This is a genomic window from Fictibacillus sp. 7GRE50, assembly GCF_015903875.1.
In the GTDB taxonomy this organism is placed as follows: Bacteria; Bacillota; Bacilli; order Bacillales; family Fictibacillaceae; genus Fictibacillus; species Fictibacillus phosphorivorans.
In genome coordinates, this window is the sequence record NZ_JACZDW010000006.1 from 35,551 (window position 1) to 56,199 (window position 20,649).

Genomic DNA, 20,649 nt, shown 5'->3' on the forward strand with positions numbered 1-20,649 from the left:
TATTTTGTTTTCAAAGAACCATTACAATTTGCGCTTATTTCACTTGTTCGTATCTTCCAAACACACATTTTGTTATGTAATTTCTTGCTGTTCCCCAGTTAAGATATCAATCTTATCTTTTTTGAAACCTTACCTTTTTTAAGCCGGTAAGTGGATTTTTCCTCTTAGCAATAATATGACCGTGTTTATTTCTTACATTGCGAATCTGAGAAAAGAGTCCAGATAACGAGATAACCGATCTTGATTGCACTTCAAATGCATTACCGTCATACAAATTAACAAACTGTTGTTTATCAAAGGTGAAAAAGAGATGTCCTAATGTTTGAAGTTTTCCTAAAGAGAACTCTGATAAATAAACTGTTTTGTACTTTGAGCTATTATAATTTTTCATTTCTAGATGCATTCCCAATCACTCCTCTAAGAATATGGTTTTTAAAAGAAAAAAAGGCACGGACTTTTAGCCCATGCCTCTTAAAACCACTTCTCCCCATGAATACCTGTTAAGGTAGTTAAACCCTCTTGTTTATTAACAAAAACAGGGTATACTTATTTCATGTTGCATAAGTAAATTATGCATCAGGAGAAGTGGGCAAGACTGGCTAAAACACTCGGTATGTTTTAGTTGGTCGAAACGGAAAAGATCTACCAAATCTTTATCGTTTCCGCCCACTTTTTTTATTGCTATATTATTAGTGTTCGCATTTTAATACGAACAGAAAACCCTCAAACAGTATCCTACATTAACAAAATTAGTAAGTCAATTTTATTATAGGAATTTTTAGCAAAAAAGCATGATTTTATACCTATCAGTCTTTTTCTGAACTAGTAACATTTACTGACGAACTCTGATAATTAACTCAAGGAAATTTTTTAAAAAAATACGATTCTTAAAATTGATATTTTTTCCATTATAACTCTTAAAAAGAAATAAATCAATAATTACTTTTTAAGAGTTGTTATTTCTTATGCAATAGAATGATATAATTATTACATTAATGCCCTACGTAGAAAGGAGATTTTTTATGTACGGGAAAAGGCTGAGAGCTTTAAGAAAATCCAAAAATTTAACTCTGGCGCAAGTTGCTGAAAAATTAAATATGGTTACATCAGCCTATTCGTCTTATGAACGAGAAGATAAAAAACCCCCTATAGATAAGCTAAGATTTTTAGCGAGTTTATACAATGTATCTACAGATTACTTACTGGGGCTTACTGATGAACGGGAGCCTAAACCCAAACCAAATCCTGATCTCTTTGATGTACAAAAGTTCTTTTCTCATGATGAATTGCATTGGAACGGAAAACCTCTTAAAGAGGATGAGCTGGAACCAATCAGAAATTTACTTAAAATGATATTTCGAGATCGGGACTAGTTTCAACTCAATTTCTCTTTGTTGCGCCTTATGTAAATTTTGGGTGTGCGCGCAACAACCCCCAAAATGACGGAAAGACGCTTACTGGTTTCAGTAGCGTCTTTCCTATAATATATTATCCACCGCAGCATGGATCCCAATTAGCTTTTACTTTCACAGTTTGAACATTTGAAGCCGCATTAACTGGTAACGAGACCATTGTCAGTAATAGTAGTGTTAATAATAAAGTTTTTTTCAAATTTTTCTACCTCCTTAAAATTGAAAATAAAAGGTTTAATGCCCGCATAAACCTTATGTGGTTCCTCACCTTTTCTAATTAGCTCCAAACAAGGTAATATTGACATCCACATATCACGATCAGAAATAAAATTACTTAAAGAATCCCACAATAACTTATCATCCTCTGTTACAACTCCAGCAACAAATTTAATCATAGCCTCACTACATAAAGTTCCTTGTAAATCAGAGAGAAAGTCTATTGCCTTACTCTTATCACCAATCTTAGAGTAGTAATATGCATTTAAAACAGGATCAGTTGATTTAAAATTATCGAATTTATTATACAACAAATTAACTAAAGCAACAGCGAAATTTTTGGTATTTTTTTCAAAACCTTTGTTATTATAATGACTATAAATTTCAATTGATTTATTAAACGCTTCAATACACTTATCATAACTATCAAAAATATAAGACATACCTAGGTTATAATAGGCGCTAGCAGCTAATGGTTCATTGACATATTGGTTATTAACAATATTCATACTATACTTTCGTGCTTTATCAAAATCAGCGTATACCTTTAAACTAGTAAATGCTAAAGGTTCACTAATTCTTGCTAGAAATGAGGAATACAAATATTCACATGAAAAATTGCTTAATTCATTTTGAATTTCTCTTGAATAATCCAATAGAACATCATATTTCTCCTGTCTATAAAACACATACATCCCCATAATACGCTGAAGTATATTCATAGATTCATTTTCAATAATTCTAGTTCTCATAGTATAAAGAATATCTTCATCAGATAATTTACCATTTCTACTTTTTGCATAATCAGTATATACCTTGAAAAATTCGTCTTCCGATCCAAATGTGTTTTCAACACTTTGAAGAAGCTTTTTGTTAGAACTAGACATCCGATTAACAGAAGTATATTCCAGAGCCATTAAAATATTATCCGATTGTTTTAGAGTACTTGTGTATTGTTCCATGACGTAAAGTTGATCAAACGGATGTAAAATTTTGCTCATCAGAATCATTTTATCAAAACTTATTTCTTGTCCGTGCTCAAAAAAACGACTAATAGTAGAACGATTTACATCTAACATGCTAGCTAGTTGGGATTGATTATATCCCAATTTTTTCATGTTTTCCTTCAGCAAGGATCTAATCACTTATAATCCTCCTCTGGACCAAATAGTACCCAATTTTATATGCACGTAATATTTAATTTACAATAAAAAACAATATACTAGTTCATTTTACATGATTTTAAGGGTGAATGTGTTGGGAAAATAGACCCTAAATCCCCCCTTTTAACGTAGGTTCAACGACAAAACTTTCCCAAGTTCGTGCAATTTAGTCAAGAAACCCAAATAATTTCACATACCATAAACCAATAGAACAGAACCATAGAAACTATTATTAATTCTTTGCCAGAGTTAGAAATGCAGGTTATTAGATATGTATTGGCAGAACAGACAATTAATTTTAGGCGGACGAATGGATGGTTAATTGCTTGTCCAGAGGCGCTCCGCGGGCGATGTTCAAGCCGTTTTCAACAGCTAATAGAATACTATCCACCTCGAACTTGCGAACATCTAGTGCCTTTACAATGCTCTTGTAAAACGCTGTTTTCGTTTGCTTCACTTGAATTAAATAGTGTAATAGATGTACCTTTGTTGTAAAACCAGAATTGCTATTTCTTCCTTTGCCAAAGCACTTTTTGAACAGTTTAGTAGATTTCTTAAATACAACATTCAGCATGGATCTGGAGATTCCGATGACTTCAGAGATCTCTTTCTGCGTGCTTTCATAGAATGGTTTGTTGGCCGCAATATTCTCCTGGATAAAGTTGATCACATCTTGCTCCCACTCATACCAATGTGAGCGTTCACGCTCTTCACGAGGTTTCGCGTGTTTGTACCACCCTTGTACACCGAAGGAAGACAGACCACTCCCCCATGTTTCTAAAAGGTGAGATACATAGTCTTTACTAGCGCCTTGATATTTACCGGAATACGCACTTTTTATCGACTTCTTCAGTTGTGGAAGTGTTACAGGGTACTCCAAGTTCGAATTGAACTCATCGAGTAGATCAAAGGCTGCGTCTTTACTTTTACCTGCTGCAAAGCACGCTAAAGCGATCGTGAAAATAGCGTTATCACGACCCATTAAACCCTTCTCCCCTTTTATGTTTGTCAAACGTATTAATTCCTGAAACCATTCCTGATCGAGTGCATTAAAGTTGCTCTCTACAGAGCGAACCGGATATAGGTGCACACCTTCATTATCGGACTCTTTAGAAGACCAGCTGATAAGTTGCTTCATGGAATATACATACTCTGGATTAAACCATCGAATGTTTTCCTCATTTGGCATACGGAAGAAACCAAAGTCGTTGCATGCTAAATCAATGCCTTTGATGCCTCTAGCATAGGATTTTCGTAAATTACTAGAAATGGTTTTTGCCACAAATAAACCTCTAAAGTCATTTTTGTTTGAAATGAACAGAGGATCTTCAAGTATGTAATACAACTGGAACCCTTTCGGGGTTTCTAAAATTAAAGTTGGCATGCCGATGCTTTCATCCAAACCGTGAATTAATAGATCATTTACCGTAACACCCTCTTTCGTGTCACAGTCGATCACAAAACAGTTCACTTGTTGGAGATTGTCTTCAGCATGGCCTTTTATGTATGTACGTCGAGCATCTATGTAAGTCAATGTGTTATATATATTTGGTGTCCAATGGGACACGTCATTAGCTATGTTAAATAAAGATTCTTTGGATGTGACCGGAAAGCCTTTCACTCCAGCAGCTGTCGCAAGATGTTTCTTCTCTTTGACCACGGCCAAAGATCCTTTTTTATTTCTTCTCCTGTTCTCTTCACGCATCGATTTAATTTGTTCAGCCACAGACGCTTTTGATTGCTTTGGTTTAAAGCGAGTTAACCCATCATGCGTGATTAGATCGATAACTTCTTGATACACTTGTCCCATTTGTTTCACCTCCCGAATTATCGGGATAAATAACCAGGACACGACAAAAAAGACGCAATCTCTGAAACTTGTAAACGCACACGTCCGTGCACAAGTTAAAAAGATCACGCCTTACTAGAAGCCCTGTCGTTTCTTGTATGATTCTTTACCAAAAAGTAACATTGAAAAACTGCATTTTTGGGTTGAAATACATACCAAAAGGGTAGTATAATAATGGTGTATCTATTTAACCTGCGGTCCGTGGAAGGTTTAGCAGGTCAAAAGTCATTTTGCTAGAGGTTGGGGAACCTCTAATTATGCAAAGTGGCTTTTTTATTTATCCGATATCTATTAAGTTGCCCTTATTATAGACTCTATCAATCTTTCATTGCAAGGAAAAATTTACTACACCCTAGCTCCACTGCACTGAAATTTGCTTGTAATCATACAAAATTTCAGCCTCTATTATCGACTACTCATTCTATTTTTCTTTATCGGCAGCTCTTAAAATAATTTAAAAAAAATTTTGAAATGAGGAAATATGAAGACTTGAGAATTAACACTTTTAATAAAGCTTGTATCAGCTATGATTTTTAGTGAATTATAATAATATTTATAATGATATTATAAAAATATTGTTTTTAATATTTTTATAATTTTCTAATGATATTTAAAGTAATATTTGAATCCATAATCGAGCTTACGATGTCTAACTTGTTATAACGATGCCACAACCTAAAATTAAAAAATATCTATAGAATGTTATTTTTGATTTCAATTAAAATATCTATAATAATATTATTATTACATGGTCAAACATAGAAGCATTTATAATTTACCATTTTAGAAAATCGTTTTCTAATTTTTGGAGGCCAGTTGCATAAAAAATAAAATAATCAGGTGATAATAAAGATGTATCGAAGTCAATCTCGACTTTTTCAATAAGACTCTCTTCAGGATAAACTCTCCATAGCTTTTGTTTTATTTTCCCTGGTCTAATCCACAAATCTTCATAGCTTGATAGTTTTGCGTCAAACACAAAATATACTTTTCTTTTTCTATGCTCCTCTTTCTGGAAAACACCATAGTTTACTAATAAAACATATGGTAGATACTTCATTGTCATATCTTTGTATAACCAAATATTTTTATCCGATCCTGCACGAATCAATTTTTGAAAGTCACTTCTTTTAAAACCATTCTCTCCGAATATACTTCTACATTTTTGATAAACGATTTCCATATTGTTTAACAAAGATTTTTTCAATTGTTTTGCATTTCTATAATCTTTATAAATCGGCTGTAAAATTTCATAACTCTCTCGATTATTATTAACTGATGGACAATTAGAACCGGCTCTATGCGCAAAATGAGTTGAAACTGCTGGAGCGCTGTTTGCTTTAATGTAGATATCATTGTCACAAATAGAACATCGTCCTGGTTTTCCCTTATTATTTACTTCCCACTCATCTGCAGATACTTCTATACCCCTCACAGGATCCCATGTAGTTCTAACCATAAAATTCCTCCTAAATTTAAGTTGTACAAATTTATACCTATTCTTTCTATTCTTATTTGGAGTTCCGGCAGCAAAACGCTGAGCTAAACAACGTCAAAAGTTGGTAGTATCCGTACCATAACTAACCCATTTACATTCCCCCTGTAAACAGGTTAGCTTTTTTATCTTTTTCCAAATCCAACTACATATTTTTCATGAAACGTATCTATCAATGTTCTTGTAGATTCTTCATTTACTGGATTATAGCCAGCTAAATACTCAGCAAGTCTATCCATAAACCAATAAACCAGTAAACCGTTGTTAATTCGTTTTGAATACAAAATGATTTCTCTAGAAACAATGGCTTCCATGTCATAAGTTTCCCTTAACTTCTCCATGTATCTTAGATCATACATATTAAATTCGTTAATGTGCTTCTTCTTTGCTGCGGCTGGCTTCACTTTATTTATTTGATCTTTACGTATTTTCAATTCTAAGTACCTTTTGTGTTCTTCCCTAAGAAAATCCATAGCTTGTTCAGTGCTAATCACTTCCTTTTTTAACCAATTACTGGCTATTCTTTCGACAAATTTATGATTTAACCTATCACTAAACCTTAATGCAAAATCAAACAATACATTTATAACATTATCCTTTAAACCTGATTCTTGTAATCTCTTAGCTAACTTTAAATCGTTATTAGAAACAGGAACATTTATTATCTCTGCATATTCCCTGAGAATGTCTGCTGGTCTTAAAGTTTCACACATTTCAATAAATACCTTACTATCGTCTTCTTTATCCATTGTCCAAATCTCCTACAAGATCAACTTAACTCTAAGATAGCTTGTACTTGCTTAACCTTTTATATATCGACTTGCCGAATAACCGTCACTACTCTATAAATGTACCATTTCATTAAGTTCTAACTAGCTCTCTTAATAATAAATTGTTTCTAGTATAATTTAAACTATTTATCAGTCATCTCCCCATAATTAAGATTGTATATCGAATATTTTTAATGATATCAATAATAATATTTGTAAACATTTTTGCAAACATTGTAAACAATATTGCAAACAATATTTAAAATACTATTCTAAACTATATTGAAAAAGATAATTTAAATAAAATTATAATTAATATTATTTATTCAATTTCGACCTTTTATATTTTAATATTAATAATATTGTTGGGAGGATATTCTAAATAAATGAAGAATACAATAATAAATGATATTATTACCAATAGGGGAAGTGATAGGAAAATGGAGAAAGTGATAGCTGTATCAACCAATAAAGGCGGAGTACTAAAGACATCAATTACAACAAATTTAGCTGGTGTTTTAGCACGCGAAGGTAAGAAAGTTCTAATAATTGATACAGATAATCAAGGTAATGCAGCAATAACTTTTGGGAAAAATCCAGACAATTATGAAGTGACATTATATGATGTTTTACTTGATGGTATTCATCCAAATAAAGCGATTCAAAATTTGTATGAAAATATAGATATTTTGCCATCAAATGATGACATGGGATTCTTTGAATTTGATGTCGTATCACAATTAAATAAATACAACGATCCTCTAAATTTGTTAAAAATAGCAATTGATCTTATTAAAGAAAATTATGATGTCATAATCATTGATTGTCCGCCCAACTTAGGACTTGTTCTAGGAAATGTATTAAAAGTTAGTAATGAAGTAGTTATTCCTTTCCAACCTGAAGTTTATAGCATGCGCTCACTACAGAAGATTTTGAAACAAATTAGCGATTTTAAAGTGCAACATAATCCATCACTTAAAGTTTCAGGAGTAATAGGAACACTGGTAGATGGGCGTAGTTCATTACATTCTCAGATATTACAAGAATGTCGAAGATTTTGTTTTGAAAAGGATATTACAATGTTCGAGACTATTATTCCAAAATCAGTACGATTCGCTAATGCAGTTGCATATGAAAAGTTGCCTGCAATATTAGTAGAAAACAGGACAAATAATTTAATTAATGCATATTACGATTTATATGAGGAGGTTTTTAATAGATGGCCAGAAAAAACAGAAGCTTAACTACTTTCGGGGATGTTAGCAATGATATTGAAAATAATATTAAAAATGAAATAGTTAATGATATTGAAAAAGATGACAATACTACCAGCAAAAAATTAGGTGACAAAGATATTCCAAAAGATTCTAACAAAGATAGCAAAACAGAAATTAAGAATGATAGTGAGGAGAAAAAAGAAAAAGATATTAAAAATGATATTATAAAAGAAAATAAAAATAATATTGAAACAAATAGTAAGTTAGATATGATACTGTCTGGTAAAGATGAAAATAAGAAAATACCACAATACGTCTATTTAGAGCCGGCTATAGTAAGACTCTTAGACAAATACGGTAGCGTGAAAAAGAAAGGAAGATCGAGCAAGAAATCTGAACTTATTAATGAAATACTAAAAGAATTTTTCCGAAAAAGAGGGGACTTATAATATCCAATAAGTTCAAAAAACTCAATACTAATCTTGTTCTTTCTTGGAAAATAGCTGATCCGTCTCTTACAAATTAGAGAGTTGTAGGTTTTCAACCTAATACACTACGGTTTCCAGTTAAGAGAGAGCATGACAGCTCTCTTTTTTTAAAATAAAATAGTTTTTCTATACCAAATAATTTTTGTACAGGAGAAGGGGAGGGAGGTATACAGATGGCAGTAATATTGAACGTTAAAGAAAGGGATAGAATCCTTAGTTCCTTAGATGCTGTTCAAGCAAACTTTCTACAGCTGCATCTCAAGAGAAGCAAGAAAACAGTCTTTGCTAACCATATGGCACGTGATAAAGGATTAGTGTTTCCTGAAGATGTACCGAGTGAAGAGATCGAAATGTTACTTGATGAGTGGATCCTTGAGGATTACATAGATAACGGTTTTGTGAACCCTGAAACTCCTTGTGAATGCGGCAGACCACTAAGATATCAATACATCGTTAAACATAAGGGAACAGGAACTGTGCGAAGGTTTGGTATTACCCATTTTGAAGAACATACCGGTATTCCCCCAAATCTTATTAAGGTAATCGTTAGTGGCTTTAATTTTATCGATTATGAACTGGATGAATTACTCTATAAAATAGATACTGGATGGCAACTTCAAGATGAACTTTCCTATATTCCTGAAGAGTATTCCTTTCCAAAAGACATGCAACTGCATGTGGATGCCAACGTGCCACTGCTTAATAGACAAGTTAAAAGGTTAAAACTTGCTTATTTGGCTGCACTCGAAGAGGAACAACTACTTAGAAGGCAAATGGAAGTAGAGGTAAAATCAAAACAGAATAATAGAGTTAATGAGGAACAGGATCCTTGGCAAGAAACTTTTTTTGAGAACCAGGAACTACCTGCCATAGACATTGGGCACAAAAATTTTGTTATAGCTGAATATAGGGACGTAATAATGAAGTATGTGGATCAGGGGATTAGTAGTGCTAGGGTGATGTGTGAACTACTGATTAAGGAACACGGAGCATCTAGAGAGAGATACAGCACTAGTAAACCAAAAATTTACCCTTCAGTATGTATGCACTTAGAAACGTTAGTAAAGCAAGGTAACATTGGTCTTATTCGAACAAAAAACACTGAAGACCGTTACTATGGAAAGGCTTCTACTCCAATTGAAGTTTAAAATGTTAAAAAGGAGGCATTAAGGTGTATGGTATCTCGAAAAAAACAATTGCGTAAGAAGCAGTGGGAAGAACTTGATCTTACACACTTTAAACTTTTACCATCAGCTAAACCGCCTTTTTTTCATGGTAGTACGGTAAGGAAAGCAGCCCAACACATTTGGAATAAGAAACTTCGTCCGGCAGTATTAAAACAACAAGAAAATAAGTGTTGCATCTGTAATTGGATACCCAAGAATGCAAGTGAATTAAGGCGTCTACATTTGCATGAAATAGAGAACTATGATTTTGAAAATAAGGTATGCCATTTAATTGAGATCAAACTCATTTGTAGAGATTGTCACTCATTTCAACATATAGGACGAACACAGTCCGTATTAAATAAAAAACAATGGGAAGATTTAATGCAACATTTCATTAAAGTCAACCACTGCTCTCCAGACGTTGACTTTGATTTAGTGTTGGCCAAATCCATACATAGTGAAGGGTATTATGAAGCGCAACGGAAATTCACCTTTGGAATGACAATAGAAGAAAGAGTGAAACTAGCAAAAAAGCCGGTTCGCTTCACCATTAATCCTGGTATTCCTCTTGCTGAAGAATTAAAAATGCACTTAATAAAACGACAATTATTGTATGATGGGAGCGATATAAAAGAGGATAGAGGTAATGACTAATATTAAGGTGATTCGAGAGAATGGATATTATTGTAGCTACTGTATGGAGGAAGTCGGGAAAGGTATTGATCGCGTTGCAGCTGTCTATGATTGGCAAAATCCATTAAAAGTAGTGGGGTACTATTGTCCTTATCATTGGCAACAAGTTTATGACTTTGATCAGAAACAAAAAGCAGCTTATGAGAACATGTCTGCCCGATATAAAACTAGAGAAAAAAAGTAAAGGCCTTTCCTGATCTGGAAGGGCCTTTACATATGAAAAGTTAGTTTAAAACAATATTGATTTCTTTTAAGAATGAACTTATATCTTTATTTAGTTCTACTAATACTGGCTTATTCTCTTCATCCATTAATAGAAGTTTATGTTTCTCAATTAGGACTTTATCTTTTTGAACAATTATTATTATTTCATTGATTTTTCCGTGCATAACATAGTCTAGCTTGATATCTAAAGGTGAAATCAATGGAATTTTGATCAAATAATATTTTGTCGCATTGTTTAATCCGAAAGTATTTGTTTTTTCTATACAATTTAACCATTTTTTCATTTCTTCTTGTATTTTTGTTCCATTATCTCTTCTTTGTATCACTTTTCCTTTTTCAGTATCAAAAACTTCAATTTGTGCTGAAGCAGACTGTGAGTGAGCACTTGAAACTGGTAAATATATAAGGGAAATTATAATACTGAATGAAAGAACTAATTTTGCATTTAACATATAACACCTCTTATAAAAAGTGTTACCTAATTCTAAAAAAATTATTTATTCCCCTCACAACAACATTATTCGGTTTTTATTGTTATTTTATTAGTAAAGATAACATCACCTTGTTCTGAACCAGTTGCTGCAAAAGGATTTTCTACAATAATTCCCATGAGCTCATGATTTATTGTGTCTAAGTTAATATTAAAAGGTAATTGTAAAGTACCTGATTCGCTCAGTTTTAAGAATGAGTTGTTTATATCAATTTGTTTATTGTCTTGAAAAACTCCTACATAAATATCTTTAGGTTTGTCATTATAATAATTAAGATTCAATTTTGCATTCCCATAATCTAATTCAACAAATGATAGGGGATCAACGTTTTGGGGTTCAGTTATGAAAACTGTTCCTTCTGGCATTGAATTAGTCGAATCAACTTCTTTTTCAACTAGGTTCAAATTAGGTAAAGTATTACTACCATTTACTATAAGAGTTCCTCTTAGATAAAGGTTTACCATTTCAGAGGGTATGTATTGTTTCTTTGACAAGTGTCGCTCTGATTCACGAACTACTAAAACTAGAAATTCATGTGTGCCCGTTTCAATAACTGGTACCTTTATATTAATTTCCTTTGCCGAACGAGCGTCAATTGTTTCTTTAATAACTAATTTTTCATCATTGTTATGAGACATTGGGATTTGTTTATAATTTAATAAAAACATTATTGAATATGTATTTTTATGTGGAAACTCATTAGTTATTTTTATATTTGGGGAGAATTTCTTATTAGTTATTAAAAAGGATTTTCTATCTTCATTTAGTTTACTTTCGTCATCAATTTCTATGCCCATAGATACTGTTTCCGCTGACGCTTTTAAGTTGTTTTCTATTTTATTATTAGCTTTTTCGCTAAAATTAAGTCTCTTTTCATCACAACCACTTAACAAGATTAAACATATGATAAAAGTCTTTAAAAACATTTTTTGCATACGCATTAACAATTTCCTCCTATAAAGAAAAGAGAGGAATAAATCCTCTCTTTATATTTGTTATTTACACCCAATATCCATAGTAGCTCCATGTAGTCCACGAAGCACCATTGTCTTCAGCCTTATGAAAGCTTTTAGCACGAGGATTACGTGTTGTATCAATGTAATATTCTTCATTTATTCCAGCAGTTGCTTCATAAGCATTTATCTGAGATTTAGACGTCTTATTAATTATAGTTGCTGTATCTGCCATTAAGTAATGTGTAACTGAAATCTTATCAACTCTATAGGCAGTAAAGGAAACACCAGTCGAGGCATATATGTAAGGCCCACTTTTATCCATATCTGTCATACCTCTTAGATTTGGGCCAGCAGCTAAAGCTGTTGAGGCGAATAAAGAACTTGCCACCAATGACAATCCTAATGTTAAAGCACACATTTTCTTTTTCATTAATAGATACCTCCGTGTAATTTTTTATTTTCATTTTCATGAGTAATATTCTTCGTAATTTATAAATAACCTCCTAAAAATTACATATTTATTTATAAATTGGTAATTAAAAATGTTTTTCTATTATCTGATGTGTATCTTTTAACTAGACTCTATTGATACATTTTGCAACTCTTGCTATTATTGGGTTTGTAGCGTCTCACATACATATATCTTTAATAGAGGTGAAAATATCATGAAATATGGATATGCGAGAGTGTCATCAGTTGGACAAGATTTAACATCTCAGATTCGACAACTGGAGGAAAATAACTGTGAGATCATCTTTCAAGAAAAGGTGTCTGGAAGGAGGAAAGAAACACGAGAAGAATTTAATAAACTTCTTGAGGAGATAAAACCAGGTGACACAATTGTTGTTACTAAACTAGATCGGTTCGCGCGAAGCACGAAGGATGCTATAACTACCATTGAGTTACTTAATGACAAGGATGTATCACTAATTGTACTCAATATGGGCGGAGACAGAATTGATACTTCTACTGCAATTGGAAAGCTAATGATAACTGTATTATCTGGAATTGCAGAATTTGAAGCCGATATGATAAGAGAAAGACAACTTGAAGGAATTGCATTAGCGAAGGAAAGAAAAGTATATAAAGGGGTCCTACCAACAAAACGCGGAAAACATACGCTAAGCAAATTTCGACATGAAGAAAGCCGATTTCTCCTACGCTAAGGAATCATCGGCTTTTTAGTCACTATTCTGGTCGTGTTATGGTTTGAAAGCTTTATACGCCCTTAGTGTGCCTGTGATAGTTGAAAATTGCCCAGTTTCTTCAATTGAGACAAATCCAGTTTCTTTTAATAGCTTAGGAATAATCCCTTTAACATGATTTGAAGTTGTTTCAAACCCATCTAAAAATTGTATAGGGAAAAATGCGACACGCATCAACCAATTTTGCGGCTTCTCAAAATCAATAATATGAAATTGGCCACCAGATCTGAGTGTCCGATGAACTTCTTCAAATGTTTTCTTTTTCATCTCTAGAGTTAAATGATGAATAAATAAACTTGTAAATATATGATGAAATAGATTATTGGAAAAGGGAAGTTTATCAGAAAACCCTTCCTCAAAGGTGATATTATTAACTTGAGTTTCTTTAATTTTCTCCTTAGCAATTGATAATATTTCAGGATCAGCATCAACCCCAATTACTTGCACACCAGGTTGTGATTGCTGTATTAAAAGTGCCAGTGTACCTGTTCCGCAAGCTAAATCCATTATCGTTTCCTTTGGTTGGATGGTTGCTTGCTTAACTAAATGCATTTTAAACTTTTTTTCTTGCATTCCCCATTGAATTAACGGATCATAAAATCGAGTCATCCAATGATATTTTAGTGCAGGTATATATTCATTAGGTTTTTGAGACATTTTCTCCCCCCTAAAAACTTTAATTTTCAGAATAGTCATTCTGTTTATTTTAATAAAAAAGGGACAACACTTAGTTATCCCATTGACTTTCAAGAAAATTTTATTCTTTAACCTTCAATAGTCGTAAACTATTTAGAGTAACTATTAATGTTGCCCCCATATCAGCAAATATCGCAATCCATAGCGTTAACCAACCAGGCATGACTAACAGTAATGCCACTAATTTAATTGCTAAAGAGAAGGTAATATTTTGCTTAATAATCGCCAAAGCCTTCCGGCTTAACTTAATGGTATACGGCAATTTGCTTAGATCATCCGACATTAAAGCAATATCGGCTGTTTCAAGTGCTGTATCGGTTCCAGCACCACCCATTGCCACACCAACAGTGGAAGCTGCAAGAGCAGGTGCATCATTCACACCATCGCCAACCATCGCGACACTGTGATGTTTTTCTCGAAGTTCTTTAATAAAATTCAATTTATCTTCTGGAAGCAATTCGGCTTTGATGTTAGAAACCCCAACTTCTTTACCAATTGCTTCTGCTGTTCGTTGGTTATCCCCCGTAAGCATGACCGTTCCGATCCTAATTTGGTTCAGTTTACTAATGACTTCTTTTGATGATTCTCTCATTTCATCTGCTACGGCAATTAACGAAAGGATTTGTTTTTCTGTTCCTATTACCATCACCGTTTTTCCTTGTGTTTGCATACGAGTGATTTCTTCTTTGATTGATGTTTCTATGCCATTTGTTAGGATTTCTACAAATAAATTCGGACTTCCAACATAATACATTTCATTGTTTATATTGGCTTTTACGCCTTTACCCGTAATGGACTGAAAATCTTCCACTACAATATTTTGAATGTTTAATCCGTCTTCTTCTGCTTTTCTAACGATTGCTGAAGCTAATGGATGTTGTGACCCTTTTTCAATGGCTGCTGTTATTATCATTAATTCTTGTTCATTGCCAGCATATGTCACTACATCTGTAACGGCAGGAACACCTTTTGTTAAGGTTCCAGTTTTATCAAAGGCAATCACTTTTAAAGCTCCTGCTTCTTCTAAATGGATTCCACCTTTAATTAACACACCGTTCCTTGCAGCATTTCCTATTGCAGTTACTACGGCAACAGGTGTCGAAACAACCAGAGCACAAGGGCAACCAACCACTAACACAGCTAAACCTTGATAGATCCACTCGCTCCAATCACTGCCAAATAGTAATGGAGGAACTACAGCAATTAAAAGAGCCAAGACGATAATAGCTGGTGTATAGTATTTCGCAAAACGGTCCACAAACGCTTGAGAAGGGGCTCGTTCTGCTTGAGCTTCTTCCACTAAATGAATGATTTTGGATATAGTGGTATCTTCCACCCTTTTTGTTACTTTAACTTCTAGTAATCCCTCTTCGTTCAAAGTTCCAGCAAAGACTTCATCATCAATTGTCTTGGTTACGGGAACACTTTCCCCTGTAATCGCAGCCTGATTTAACGTAGATATACCCTTGATAACTGTTCCATCCATCGCTAATTTCTGTCCAGGTTTTACAATCATAATATCGCCGACTTGAATATCTTCAACGTTAACCATCATTTCTTCATTTCCACGACGAATTAAAGCTTCTTTTGGAGCAATATCCATCAACGATTCTATAGATTGACGAGCTTTATCCATTGAATAACGCTCTAATGCTTCACTAAGAGCAAATAGGATAACAACTGTTGCTCCTTCTCCCCATTCACCAATCACCGCAGCTCCTAAAATGGCAACGGTCATTAGCGTATTCATATCGAAATTTAATCTACTTAAATTTTTAAGACCCTTAATAAATAGCGAATACCCACCAATTAAAATGGATGCTGCATAACCAATCGTTGGAAGTATATGCTCTTCTCCATATTGCTCCCCTAAAAACCAACTAATAACAAGTAATATCGCTGAAATATACACCTTGATGTTTTCTTTTTGCTTCCAAAAAGGTTCACGCTCTACCTTTTGTTCCTTTTCATCCCGAACCTTTAGATTTTCAAAAGCACCTGCTTTTTCTAATTCTTCAATCGTTGTAGTACCTTGAACCATAATTTTTGATGCACCTAAGTTTACTTTTGCATCTTTAACACCTTTTAATTCTTTTACGTTATTTTCAAAGATCTTTGCACAATTTGTACAAGTAAATCCTTGAACACGGTAGGTTTTCATTTCCTGTTCAGACAGCTTCGCTTGCTGATCAGACATTGACTTTCACCTCGCTCTTATGTGCTAATGCAATAGTCATTAATTGCTTAATATGTTCATCATCTAACGAATAAAACGCCAGTTTCCCTTCTTTTCTAAACTTCACAACCCCTTGCTTATGAAGTGTTCTTAGGTGATGGGAAGCATTTGCAACTGTAACTCCTATAATATTTGCTATATCACAAACACATAGCTCTTCATCCTTACACAAAGAAAAGGTAATCTTTGCCCTGTTTTCATCAGCAACAGCTTTCAATAATTGGGCAGCACTAGAAATATCAACTGTTTGTAATTCGCCTTGTATTCGAGTTACCTTTTCTTCGTCATAACAATAAATCTCACAAGTATCTTTCTTATTCATTTTCTCACTCCATTATCATTCAAGTATTTGCTTGAATATAGTATACCCCTTTTTTAAATAGTTATTCAAGTGAACATTTGAATGAACCAATGAAAATATTCACTTCTTAGAATTCTCGTGTTCTAATAGGGGCCCTGCCGACACAACGCGGATAATATACGTTAAGACAACTTCTGGATGAAAAAAGCCGATATTCCTTAATTTAAGGAATATCGGCTTGATATTATAAAAAGATGATTAACCTGCACAACAAGATAGTTTGGATACATCTTTATCAAACGTTAGGGCAGCCAGCTTCAATCCTTCTGCCATTGTCAAATATGGTGCAAGGGTTTCGCGAAGATCCTCTACAGTTAGATCAAATTTCACTGCTAATGTCGCTGCATAAATCACGTCTCCTGCGTTTTCTGCCACCACATGAGCCCCTAATATTTTCAACGTTTTCGCGTCCGCAACCAGTTTAAACACGCCTGTTGTTTCCCGATTAACCAGTGCTCTTGGAACGGCATCTAACGGCAAGACGGATGTTTTCACTTCATATCCTTTCTCTTTTGCCTGTTGCTCCGTTAAACCAACCGTTGCAATTGCTGGAGCTGTAAATGTAACCCCCGGAACCACTTCTAAATTCAGCTTTTTGTTCAGTCCACCGATAGCATTTCCTGCCGCAACTCCACCTTGATAAGCTGCTACATATACAAATTGAGGACCAAGCGTGACATCTCCTGCTGCATAGATGCGTGAATTCGTTGTTTTTGAATACTCATCGATTACGATTTCACCACGGGGGCCTACTTCAACGCCTGCATCCTGTAAATTCAAGGTTGCCGTGTTTGGTGTTCTTCCTGTGGCAACTAGTAATTGATCTGCCTCAATGATTCGCTTCTTGCCATTTACCTCAACATGGACCTTTTTAATGTCTCCATCTTGTTCGATTCGTTCAAAAGATGCTCCCGTCACTAAGTTGACCCCTTGTTCTGTCAAGGCATGCGTGATTGCTTCTGAAACCTCAGGATCGTATTCCTTTAACAAACGCGGGCTTCTTTGCATCAATGTGACTTCTGAGCCTAGATTATGGAAGAGTTGTCCCAATTCCATCCCGATATAGCCAGAACCGATGACCGTAAGACGCTTAGGCACCTTCTTTAATTCAAGCAGCGTTGTGCTTGTTAAATAATCGACTTCATCCAGTCCAGGAATGTTTGGCACTGCTGGTGAAGCACCTGTCGCGATTAAGAATCGTTTGGCTGACAACTGCATGCCATTGACTTCAACGGTTTTTTCATCTACGAATTTCGCTTCGCCTTTGATTAATTCAAAGCCGTAGTCATCAATCAAATCTACATATTTTGAGTTTCGAAGATCCGTCACCAGTTCATTTTTCTGCTTGATCAATGGTGCCAAATCAACGTCGCCAGCTGACGTGTGCAATCCGATGAATGGATTATTTTTTGCCAGATGATTGATTTCGCCAGCCCGAAGCAAAGTCTTTGAAGGAACACAGCCGATGTTCACGCATGTTCCACCAACCGTACCACGTTCAATGATTGCCACTTTTGCTCCGTATTTCACGGCTTCGATGGCAGATGAAAAGGCAGCCCCACCAGAACCGATGATGATGTAGTCATAATCACCTTCATCACCTAACTGCATCATTTCTTGCGATTGTACTTCTTCTGCTTCGCCTGGTTGATATTTCGCTTCAGCAATCGCTTTTTTCGCTGTTTCAACCTCTAAGCCATTTGGTAGCTCAAATACAGCTTCGCCACCGCGAAAATCTACTTCAATCCCTCTTGCACCCATGTTTTCAAGAGCAACAGCTACATGCTCTTCACAACCCGTACAAGTCATTCCTTGAACGTTCACTCGATATTTTTTCATGTTAACTCCCTCCTTTTATTCGACTCCAAGCCCGAAATCCGAAACTGCCGTCTTAATTTCCTGTAAATCCGTTTTCTTATCATCAAAGGAAACCGTTACTTCGCCCTTGCTTCCACTGACTTTAATGGCTGTTTTGCTAACGCCATCTACCTGTTCCAGGACGCTTTCTACAACAGACGGTGGACAACAATCCATCCCCAAAACCGTGAATGTCCCTGTTTTAGTTGTTTCAATGGTAGCTTTTACTTCCTTCTTAGCATCTATATTATTTTGTGCTTCTTTTTCGTTGCTACACGCACTAACCACTAACAGAAGGGATAATAGCATCATAATCCTAATTATTTGTACGCTCATATAAAGCACCTCATTTTTTATAGTCCACCTTCAACTAGAAATAAAAAAAGAAACATGCAGAAAACGAAAAACGTCGTGATCCATAAGCCGATGATAGAACTCTTCCTTTTGCCTTTTCTCCCGTAAACCATGTAAAAGGAGTATGCAAGAAGGATGATGGTAACGATGCTGAACAATAACCGATACTTCAATGAGTAGAAGGCGATTGCTCCTGCAAATCCAGTTAAACCAAGAGGGATAAAAATCAGTGGACCCAAGCAGCATGCAGCCATACCAAAAGCTGAAAATATTGTGGCTAACTGTGACACTTTTTCCTTCATGATTTAAACCTCTCCATACTGCAACAATCATGCGTTGTTGTTTCTTTCGTTGTTTCATTTTTGATTTCTGGGTTCAATTTTCTCCAGCCATTGAATAGGGAGAAAACAAACAATATACCCATTATGATGAAGATAACATTTTTATATTCCACGAAATATGATCCCAGTGCTGTTCCTGCAATCAACGGAAGCAGTAAAAACAGATGGCATGGGCATGTAATTAGTGCGACAAGAAACCAACCTGAACTTTTTATTGTGTTTATCATCCTGTTTCACCTCTTTATTTTTTCATCAATGTTTCAATAATAGGACACTCGTAAATATCTTTGTTTTCGGGACATCTTTCTTTAAGATCCATCAGCATTTGTTCAATTCTTTTGAGATCTTGAATTTTATGCTGGATGTCTTCTATCTTAAGAACGGTGAAATCATACATATCACGGCACTTTGCTTCATCGCGATCGACGACCCCTAGCAATTTGTCAATTTCATTTAAGCTAAATCCTAATTCCTGCATCCGTTTTATGAAATTCAACCGATCGACCGTTTGTTGTGAATACATTCGGTATCCTTTTTCGGTACGATCAGGCTCTGGAATTAAGCCTAAACGCTCATAATATCGAATGGTCTCTTTGTTAACGTTACACTTCTCTGCGATTTCTCCGACTCGAAAATGCAATTTACTTCACCTCACATATAATATAAACCCTGTACCATAGTACAGGGTCAATATATTTTACTCCCTTCAATTAAATGATTCCAATACCGAAAACGACCGTTTTTGGTTAAAATAGAGAACTTCTCTAAAAATCTCGAAAACCACTTAAATTCATAACCAAAAATATAACCAAAAACTAACTACCAATATATCTATCTATTACCCCTTTTTGGTATAGTTAAGGTATTAAAAAGGGGGGATTCTTGTTGAAATTTGGGTATGCACGTGTCAGTACACAAGATCAATCATTATCGTTACAACTTGATGCATTGACTCACTACGGAGTGGACCAGACTTTTGAAGAAAAAGAATCAGGTAAGAAAAAAAACCGACCACAGTTAGATGAGCTTCTTAAAATTTTGCGTAAAGGCGACACGGTGATTGTCTATAAATTAGATCGAATCAGTCGGAGTACCAAACATTTAATTGAACTTATGGAACATTTTGAATCAAACGGAATTCATTTTGTCTCCATACAAGACAAGATTGACACTACAACTGCTATGGGACGCTTCTTTTTCAGAATGTTAGCCAGCATAGCAGAATTAGAACGAGATATTATTAGTGAACGAACGAAAGATGGATTGACGGCTGCTAGAGCTAGGGGAAGAAACGGAGGTAGACCGAAGGTTGATTTAAAGAAAATAGAACTTGCTATAAAAATGTATGAAAGCAAAGATTACTCGTTATCTCAAATTAAGACGGCAACAGGGATTGGAGCGACAACATTATATCGTTATCTAGAAAAGAAAAAGATACCTAGCAAGGAGTTATAG

The 20,649-nt window shown here is 34.7% G+C and carries 24 protein-coding genes; 8 read left to right on the forward strand and 16 right to left on the reverse strand.

The features are described 5' to 3' along the window. Window positions 1-112: 112 nt before the first annotated feature. Entirely contained in the window at window positions 113-403 is a 291-nt protein-coding gene (locus tag IHV12_RS19725) for a hypothetical protein (RefSeq protein WP_197192007.1), read from the reverse strand. A gap of 619 nt (window positions 404-1,022) precedes the next feature. Between IHV12_RS19725 and IHV12_RS19730 the strand changes: the two genes are divergently transcribed. Next, on the forward strand, window positions 1,023-1,373 hold the full coding sequence (locus tag IHV12_RS19730; protein ID WP_197192008.1) for a helix-turn-helix domain-containing protein: 351 nt from the start codon (window positions 1,023-1,025) through the stop codon (window positions 1,371-1,373). 179 nt (window positions 1,374-1,552) lie between these two features. On the opposite strand, the gene IHV12_RS19735 is transcribed toward IHV12_RS19730, so the two are convergent. The 4 genes from IHV12_RS19735 to IHV12_RS19750 form a co-directional block, all read right to left on the reverse strand. Beyond that, on the reverse strand, window positions 1,553-2,746 hold the full coding sequence (locus IHV12_RS19735) for an AimR family lysis-lysogeny pheromone receptor (RefSeq protein WP_197192009.1): 1,194 nt from the start codon (window positions 2,744-2,746) through the stop codon (window positions 1,553-1,555). Between the two features lie 343 nt (window positions 2,747-3,089). Then, window positions 3,090-4,601: a primase C-terminal domain-containing protein gene (locus IHV12_RS19740; protein ID WP_197192010.1), complete on the reverse strand. Its 1,512-nt coding sequence runs from the start codon at window positions 4,599-4,601 to the stop codon at window positions 3,090-3,092. 814 nt (window positions 4,602-5,415) lie between these two features. Continuing rightward, entirely contained in the window at window positions 5,416-6,099 is a 684-nt protein-coding gene (locus tag IHV12_RS19745; RefSeq protein ID WP_197192011.1) for a hypothetical protein, read from the reverse strand. Window positions 6,100-6,260: 161 nt separating this feature from the next. After that, entirely contained in the window at window positions 6,261-6,884 is a 624-nt protein-coding gene (locus tag IHV12_RS19750; RefSeq protein ID WP_197192012.1) for a DnaD domain protein, read from the reverse strand. A 407-nt stretch (window positions 6,885-7,291) separates the two neighbouring features. Here IHV12_RS19750 and IHV12_RS19755 point away from each other — a divergent pair, with 407 nt between their 5' ends. The 5 genes from IHV12_RS19755 to IHV12_RS19775 all read left to right on the forward strand — a co-directional run bounded on the left by IHV12_RS19755 (window position 7,292) and on the right by IHV12_RS19775 (window position 10,656). Then, window positions 7,292-8,149, forward strand: coding sequence for a ParA family protein (locus tag IHV12_RS19755; RefSeq protein WP_231620814.1), 858 nt, complete (start codon window positions 7,292-7,294; stop codon window positions 8,147-8,149). Further along, window positions 8,125-8,571 (forward strand): hypothetical protein, encoded by a 447-nt coding sequence (locus IHV12_RS19760; RefSeq protein WP_197192013.1) that lies wholly within the window; start codon window positions 8,125-8,127, stop codon window positions 8,569-8,571. The genes IHV12_RS19755 and IHV12_RS19760 overlap by 25 nt, the downstream gene beginning before the upstream one ends. Window positions 8,572-8,783: 212 nt before the next feature. Next, window positions 8,784-9,758: a DUF3895 domain-containing protein gene (locus tag IHV12_RS19765; RefSeq protein ID WP_197192014.1), complete on the forward strand. Its 975-nt coding sequence runs from the start codon at window positions 8,784-8,786 to the stop codon at window positions 9,756-9,758. Window positions 9,759-9,785: 27 nt separating this feature from the next. Continuing rightward, window positions 9,786-10,433 (forward strand): hypothetical protein, encoded by a 648-nt coding sequence (locus IHV12_RS19770; protein ID WP_197192015.1) that lies wholly within the window; start codon window positions 9,786-9,788, stop codon window positions 10,431-10,433. Then, window positions 10,426-10,656, forward strand: coding sequence for a hypothetical protein (locus tag IHV12_RS19775; RefSeq protein WP_197192016.1), 231 nt, complete (start codon window positions 10,426-10,428; stop codon window positions 10,654-10,656). Before IHV12_RS19770 ends, IHV12_RS19775 begins: the two co-directional genes overlap by 8 nt. 40 nt (window positions 10,657-10,696) lie before the next feature. Here IHV12_RS19775 and IHV12_RS19780 read toward each other — a convergent pair whose 3' ends face one another. The 3 genes from IHV12_RS19780 to IHV12_RS19790 all read right to left on the reverse strand — a co-directional run bounded on the left by IHV12_RS19780 (window position 10,697) and on the right by IHV12_RS19790 (window position 12,574). After that, complete coding sequence (locus IHV12_RS19780; RefSeq protein ID WP_197192017.1) at window positions 10,697-11,149, reverse strand: hypothetical protein; 453 nt, start codon at window positions 11,147-11,149, stop codon at window positions 10,697-10,699. Between the two features lie 65 nt (window positions 11,150-11,214). Continuing rightward, the gene (locus IHV12_RS19785) at window positions 11,215-12,129 is read right to left on the reverse strand and encodes a hypothetical protein (RefSeq protein ID WP_197192018.1); all 915 of its coding nucleotides are present in this window, start codon (window positions 12,127-12,129) and stop codon (window positions 11,215-11,217) included. Window positions 12,130-12,187: 58 nt separating this feature from the next. After that, complete coding sequence (locus IHV12_RS19790) at window positions 12,188-12,574, reverse strand: hypothetical protein (protein WP_197192019.1); 387 nt, start codon at window positions 12,572-12,574, stop codon at window positions 12,188-12,190. Window positions 12,575-12,809: 235 nt separating this feature from the next. Between IHV12_RS19790 and IHV12_RS19795 the strand changes: the two genes are divergently transcribed. After that, complete coding sequence (locus IHV12_RS19795; RefSeq protein ID WP_197192020.1) at window positions 12,810-13,310, forward strand: recombinase family protein; 501 nt, start codon at window positions 12,810-12,812, stop codon at window positions 13,308-13,310. A gap of 36 nt (window positions 13,311-13,346) precedes the next feature. Here the strand turns inward: IHV12_RS19795 and IHV12_RS19800 are convergent, their stop codons facing one another. The 8 genes from IHV12_RS19800 to merR1 form a co-directional block, all read right to left on the reverse strand. Next, entirely contained in the window at window positions 13,347-14,006 is a 660-nt protein-coding gene (locus IHV12_RS19800; protein ID WP_138116166.1) for a class I SAM-dependent methyltransferase, read from the reverse strand. A 100-nt stretch (window positions 14,007-14,106) separates the two neighbouring features. Further along, window positions 14,107-16,242 carry a heavy metal translocating P-type ATPase gene (locus IHV12_RS19805; RefSeq protein ID WP_138116164.1) on the reverse strand — a complete coding sequence of 712 codons (2,136 nt, stop codon included), beginning with the start codon at window positions 16,240-16,242 and terminating at the stop codon, window positions 14,107-14,109. After that, the gene (locus IHV12_RS19810) at window positions 16,235-16,603 is read right to left on the reverse strand and encodes an ArsR/SmtB family transcription factor (RefSeq protein WP_138116162.1); all 369 of its coding nucleotides are present in this window, start codon (window positions 16,601-16,603) and stop codon (window positions 16,235-16,237) included. Before IHV12_RS19810 ends, IHV12_RS19805 begins: the two co-directional genes overlap by 8 nt. A 237-nt stretch (window positions 16,604-16,840) precedes the next feature. Next, window positions 16,841-18,481 carry a mercury(II) reductase gene (gene merA / locus IHV12_RS19815; RefSeq protein ID WP_154319798.1) on the reverse strand — a complete coding sequence of 547 codons (1,641 nt, stop codon included), beginning with the start codon at window positions 18,479-18,481 and terminating at the stop codon, window positions 16,841-16,843. Window positions 18,482-18,496: 15 nt separating this feature from the next. Further along, entirely contained in the window at window positions 18,497-18,835 is a 339-nt protein-coding gene (gene merP / locus IHV12_RS19820; protein WP_138116158.1) for a mercury resistance system substrate-binding protein MerP, read from the reverse strand. A 17-nt stretch (window positions 18,836-18,852) separates the two neighbouring features. Then, window positions 18,853-19,155, reverse strand: coding sequence for a mercuric transport protein MerT (gene merT, locus IHV12_RS19825; RefSeq protein ID WP_031536987.1), 303 nt, complete (start codon window positions 19,153-19,155; stop codon window positions 18,853-18,855). Continuing rightward, window positions 19,152-19,421 (reverse strand): hypothetical protein, encoded by a 270-nt coding sequence (locus IHV12_RS19830; protein ID WP_138116156.1) that lies wholly within the window; start codon window positions 19,419-19,421, stop codon window positions 19,152-19,154. The genes merT and IHV12_RS19830 overlap by 4 nt, the downstream gene beginning before the upstream one ends. A gap of 14 nt (window positions 19,422-19,435) precedes the next feature. Beyond that, complete coding sequence (gene merR1, locus IHV12_RS19835; RefSeq protein WP_047914436.1) at window positions 19,436-19,834, reverse strand: mercury resistance transcriptional regulator MerR1; 399 nt, start codon at window positions 19,832-19,834, stop codon at window positions 19,436-19,438. 245 nt (window positions 19,835-20,079) lie between these two features. Between merR1 and IHV12_RS19840 the strand changes: the two genes are divergently transcribed. After that, the gene (locus tag IHV12_RS19840; RefSeq protein WP_138116154.1) at window positions 20,080-20,649 is read left to right on the forward strand and encodes a recombinase family protein; all 570 of its coding nucleotides are present in this window, start codon (window positions 20,080-20,082) and stop codon (window positions 20,647-20,649) included.

Bases quoted from the DNA above. Each gene is read 5' to 3' on its own strand.
- IHV12_RS19725 (WP_197192007.1), bottom strand. From the start codon at position 403: ATGCATCTAGAAATGAAAAATTATAATAGCTCAAAGTACAAAACAGTT.
- IHV12_RS19730 (WP_197192008.1), top strand. From the start codon at position 1,023: ATGTACGGGAAAAGGCTGAGAGCTTTAAGAAAATCCAAAAATTTAACT.
- IHV12_RS19735 (WP_197192009.1), bottom strand. From the start codon at position 2,746: ATGAAAAAATTGGGATATAATCAATCCCAACTAGCTAGCATGTTAGAT.
- IHV12_RS19740 (WP_197192010.1), bottom strand. From the start codon at position 4,601: ATGGGACAAGTGTATCAAGAAGTTATCGATCTAATCACGCATGATGGG.
- IHV12_RS19745 (WP_197192011.1), bottom strand. From the start codon at position 6,099: ATGGTTAGAACTACATGGGATCCTGTGAGGGGTATAGAAGTATCTGCA.
- IHV12_RS19750 (WP_197192012.1), bottom strand. From the start codon at position 6,884: ATGGATAAAGAAGACGATAGTAAGGTATTTATTGAAATGTGTGAAACT.
- IHV12_RS19755 (WP_231620814.1), top strand. From the start codon at position 7,292: ATGAAGAATACAATAATAAATGATATTATTACCAATAGGGGAAGTGAT.
- IHV12_RS19760 (WP_197192013.1), top strand. From the start codon at position 8,125: ATGGCCAGAAAAAACAGAAGCTTAACTACTTTCGGGGATGTTAGCAAT.
- IHV12_RS19765 (WP_197192014.1), top strand. From the start codon at position 8,784: ATGGCAGTAATATTGAACGTTAAAGAAAGGGATAGAATCCTTAGTTCC.
- IHV12_RS19770 (WP_197192015.1), top strand. From the start codon at position 9,786: ATGGTATCTCGAAAAAAACAATTGCGTAAGAAGCAGTGGGAAGAACTT.
- IHV12_RS19775 (WP_197192016.1), top strand. From the start codon at position 10,426: ATGACTAATATTAAGGTGATTCGAGAGAATGGATATTATTGTAGCTAC.
- IHV12_RS19780 (WP_197192017.1), bottom strand. From the start codon at position 11,149: ATGTTAAATGCAAAATTAGTTCTTTCATTCAGTATTATAATTTCCCTT.
- IHV12_RS19785 (WP_197192018.1), bottom strand. From the start codon at position 12,129: ATGCGTATGCAAAAAATGTTTTTAAAGACTTTTATCATATGTTTAATC.
- IHV12_RS19790 (WP_197192019.1), bottom strand. From the start codon at position 12,574: ATGAAAAAGAAAATGTGTGCTTTAACATTAGGATTGTCATTGGTGGCA.
- IHV12_RS19795 (WP_197192020.1), top strand. From the start codon at position 12,810: ATGAAATATGGATATGCGAGAGTGTCATCAGTTGGACAAGATTTAACA.
- IHV12_RS19800 (WP_138116166.1), bottom strand. From the start codon at position 14,006: ATGTCTCAAAAACCTAATGAATATATACCTGCACTAAAATATCATTGG.
- IHV12_RS19805 (WP_138116164.1), bottom strand. From the start codon at position 16,242: ATGTCTGATCAGCAAGCGAAGCTGTCTGAACAGGAAATGAAAACCTAC.
- IHV12_RS19810 (WP_138116162.1), bottom strand. From the start codon at position 16,603: ATGAATAAGAAAGATACTTGTGAGATTTATTGTTATGACGAAGAAAAG.
- merA (WP_154319798.1), bottom strand. From the start codon at position 18,481: ATGAAAAAATATCGAGTGAACGTTCAAGGAATGACTTGTACGGGTTGT.
- merP (WP_138116158.1), bottom strand. From the start codon at position 18,835: ATGAGCGTACAAATAATTAGGATTATGATGCTATTATCCCTTCTGTTA.
- merT (WP_031536987.1), bottom strand. From the start codon at position 19,155: ATGAAGGAAAAAGTGTCACAGTTAGCCACAATATTTTCAGCTTTTGGT.
- IHV12_RS19830 (WP_138116156.1), bottom strand. From the start codon at position 19,421: ATGATAAACACAATAAAAAGTTCAGGTTGGTTTCTTGTCGCACTAATT.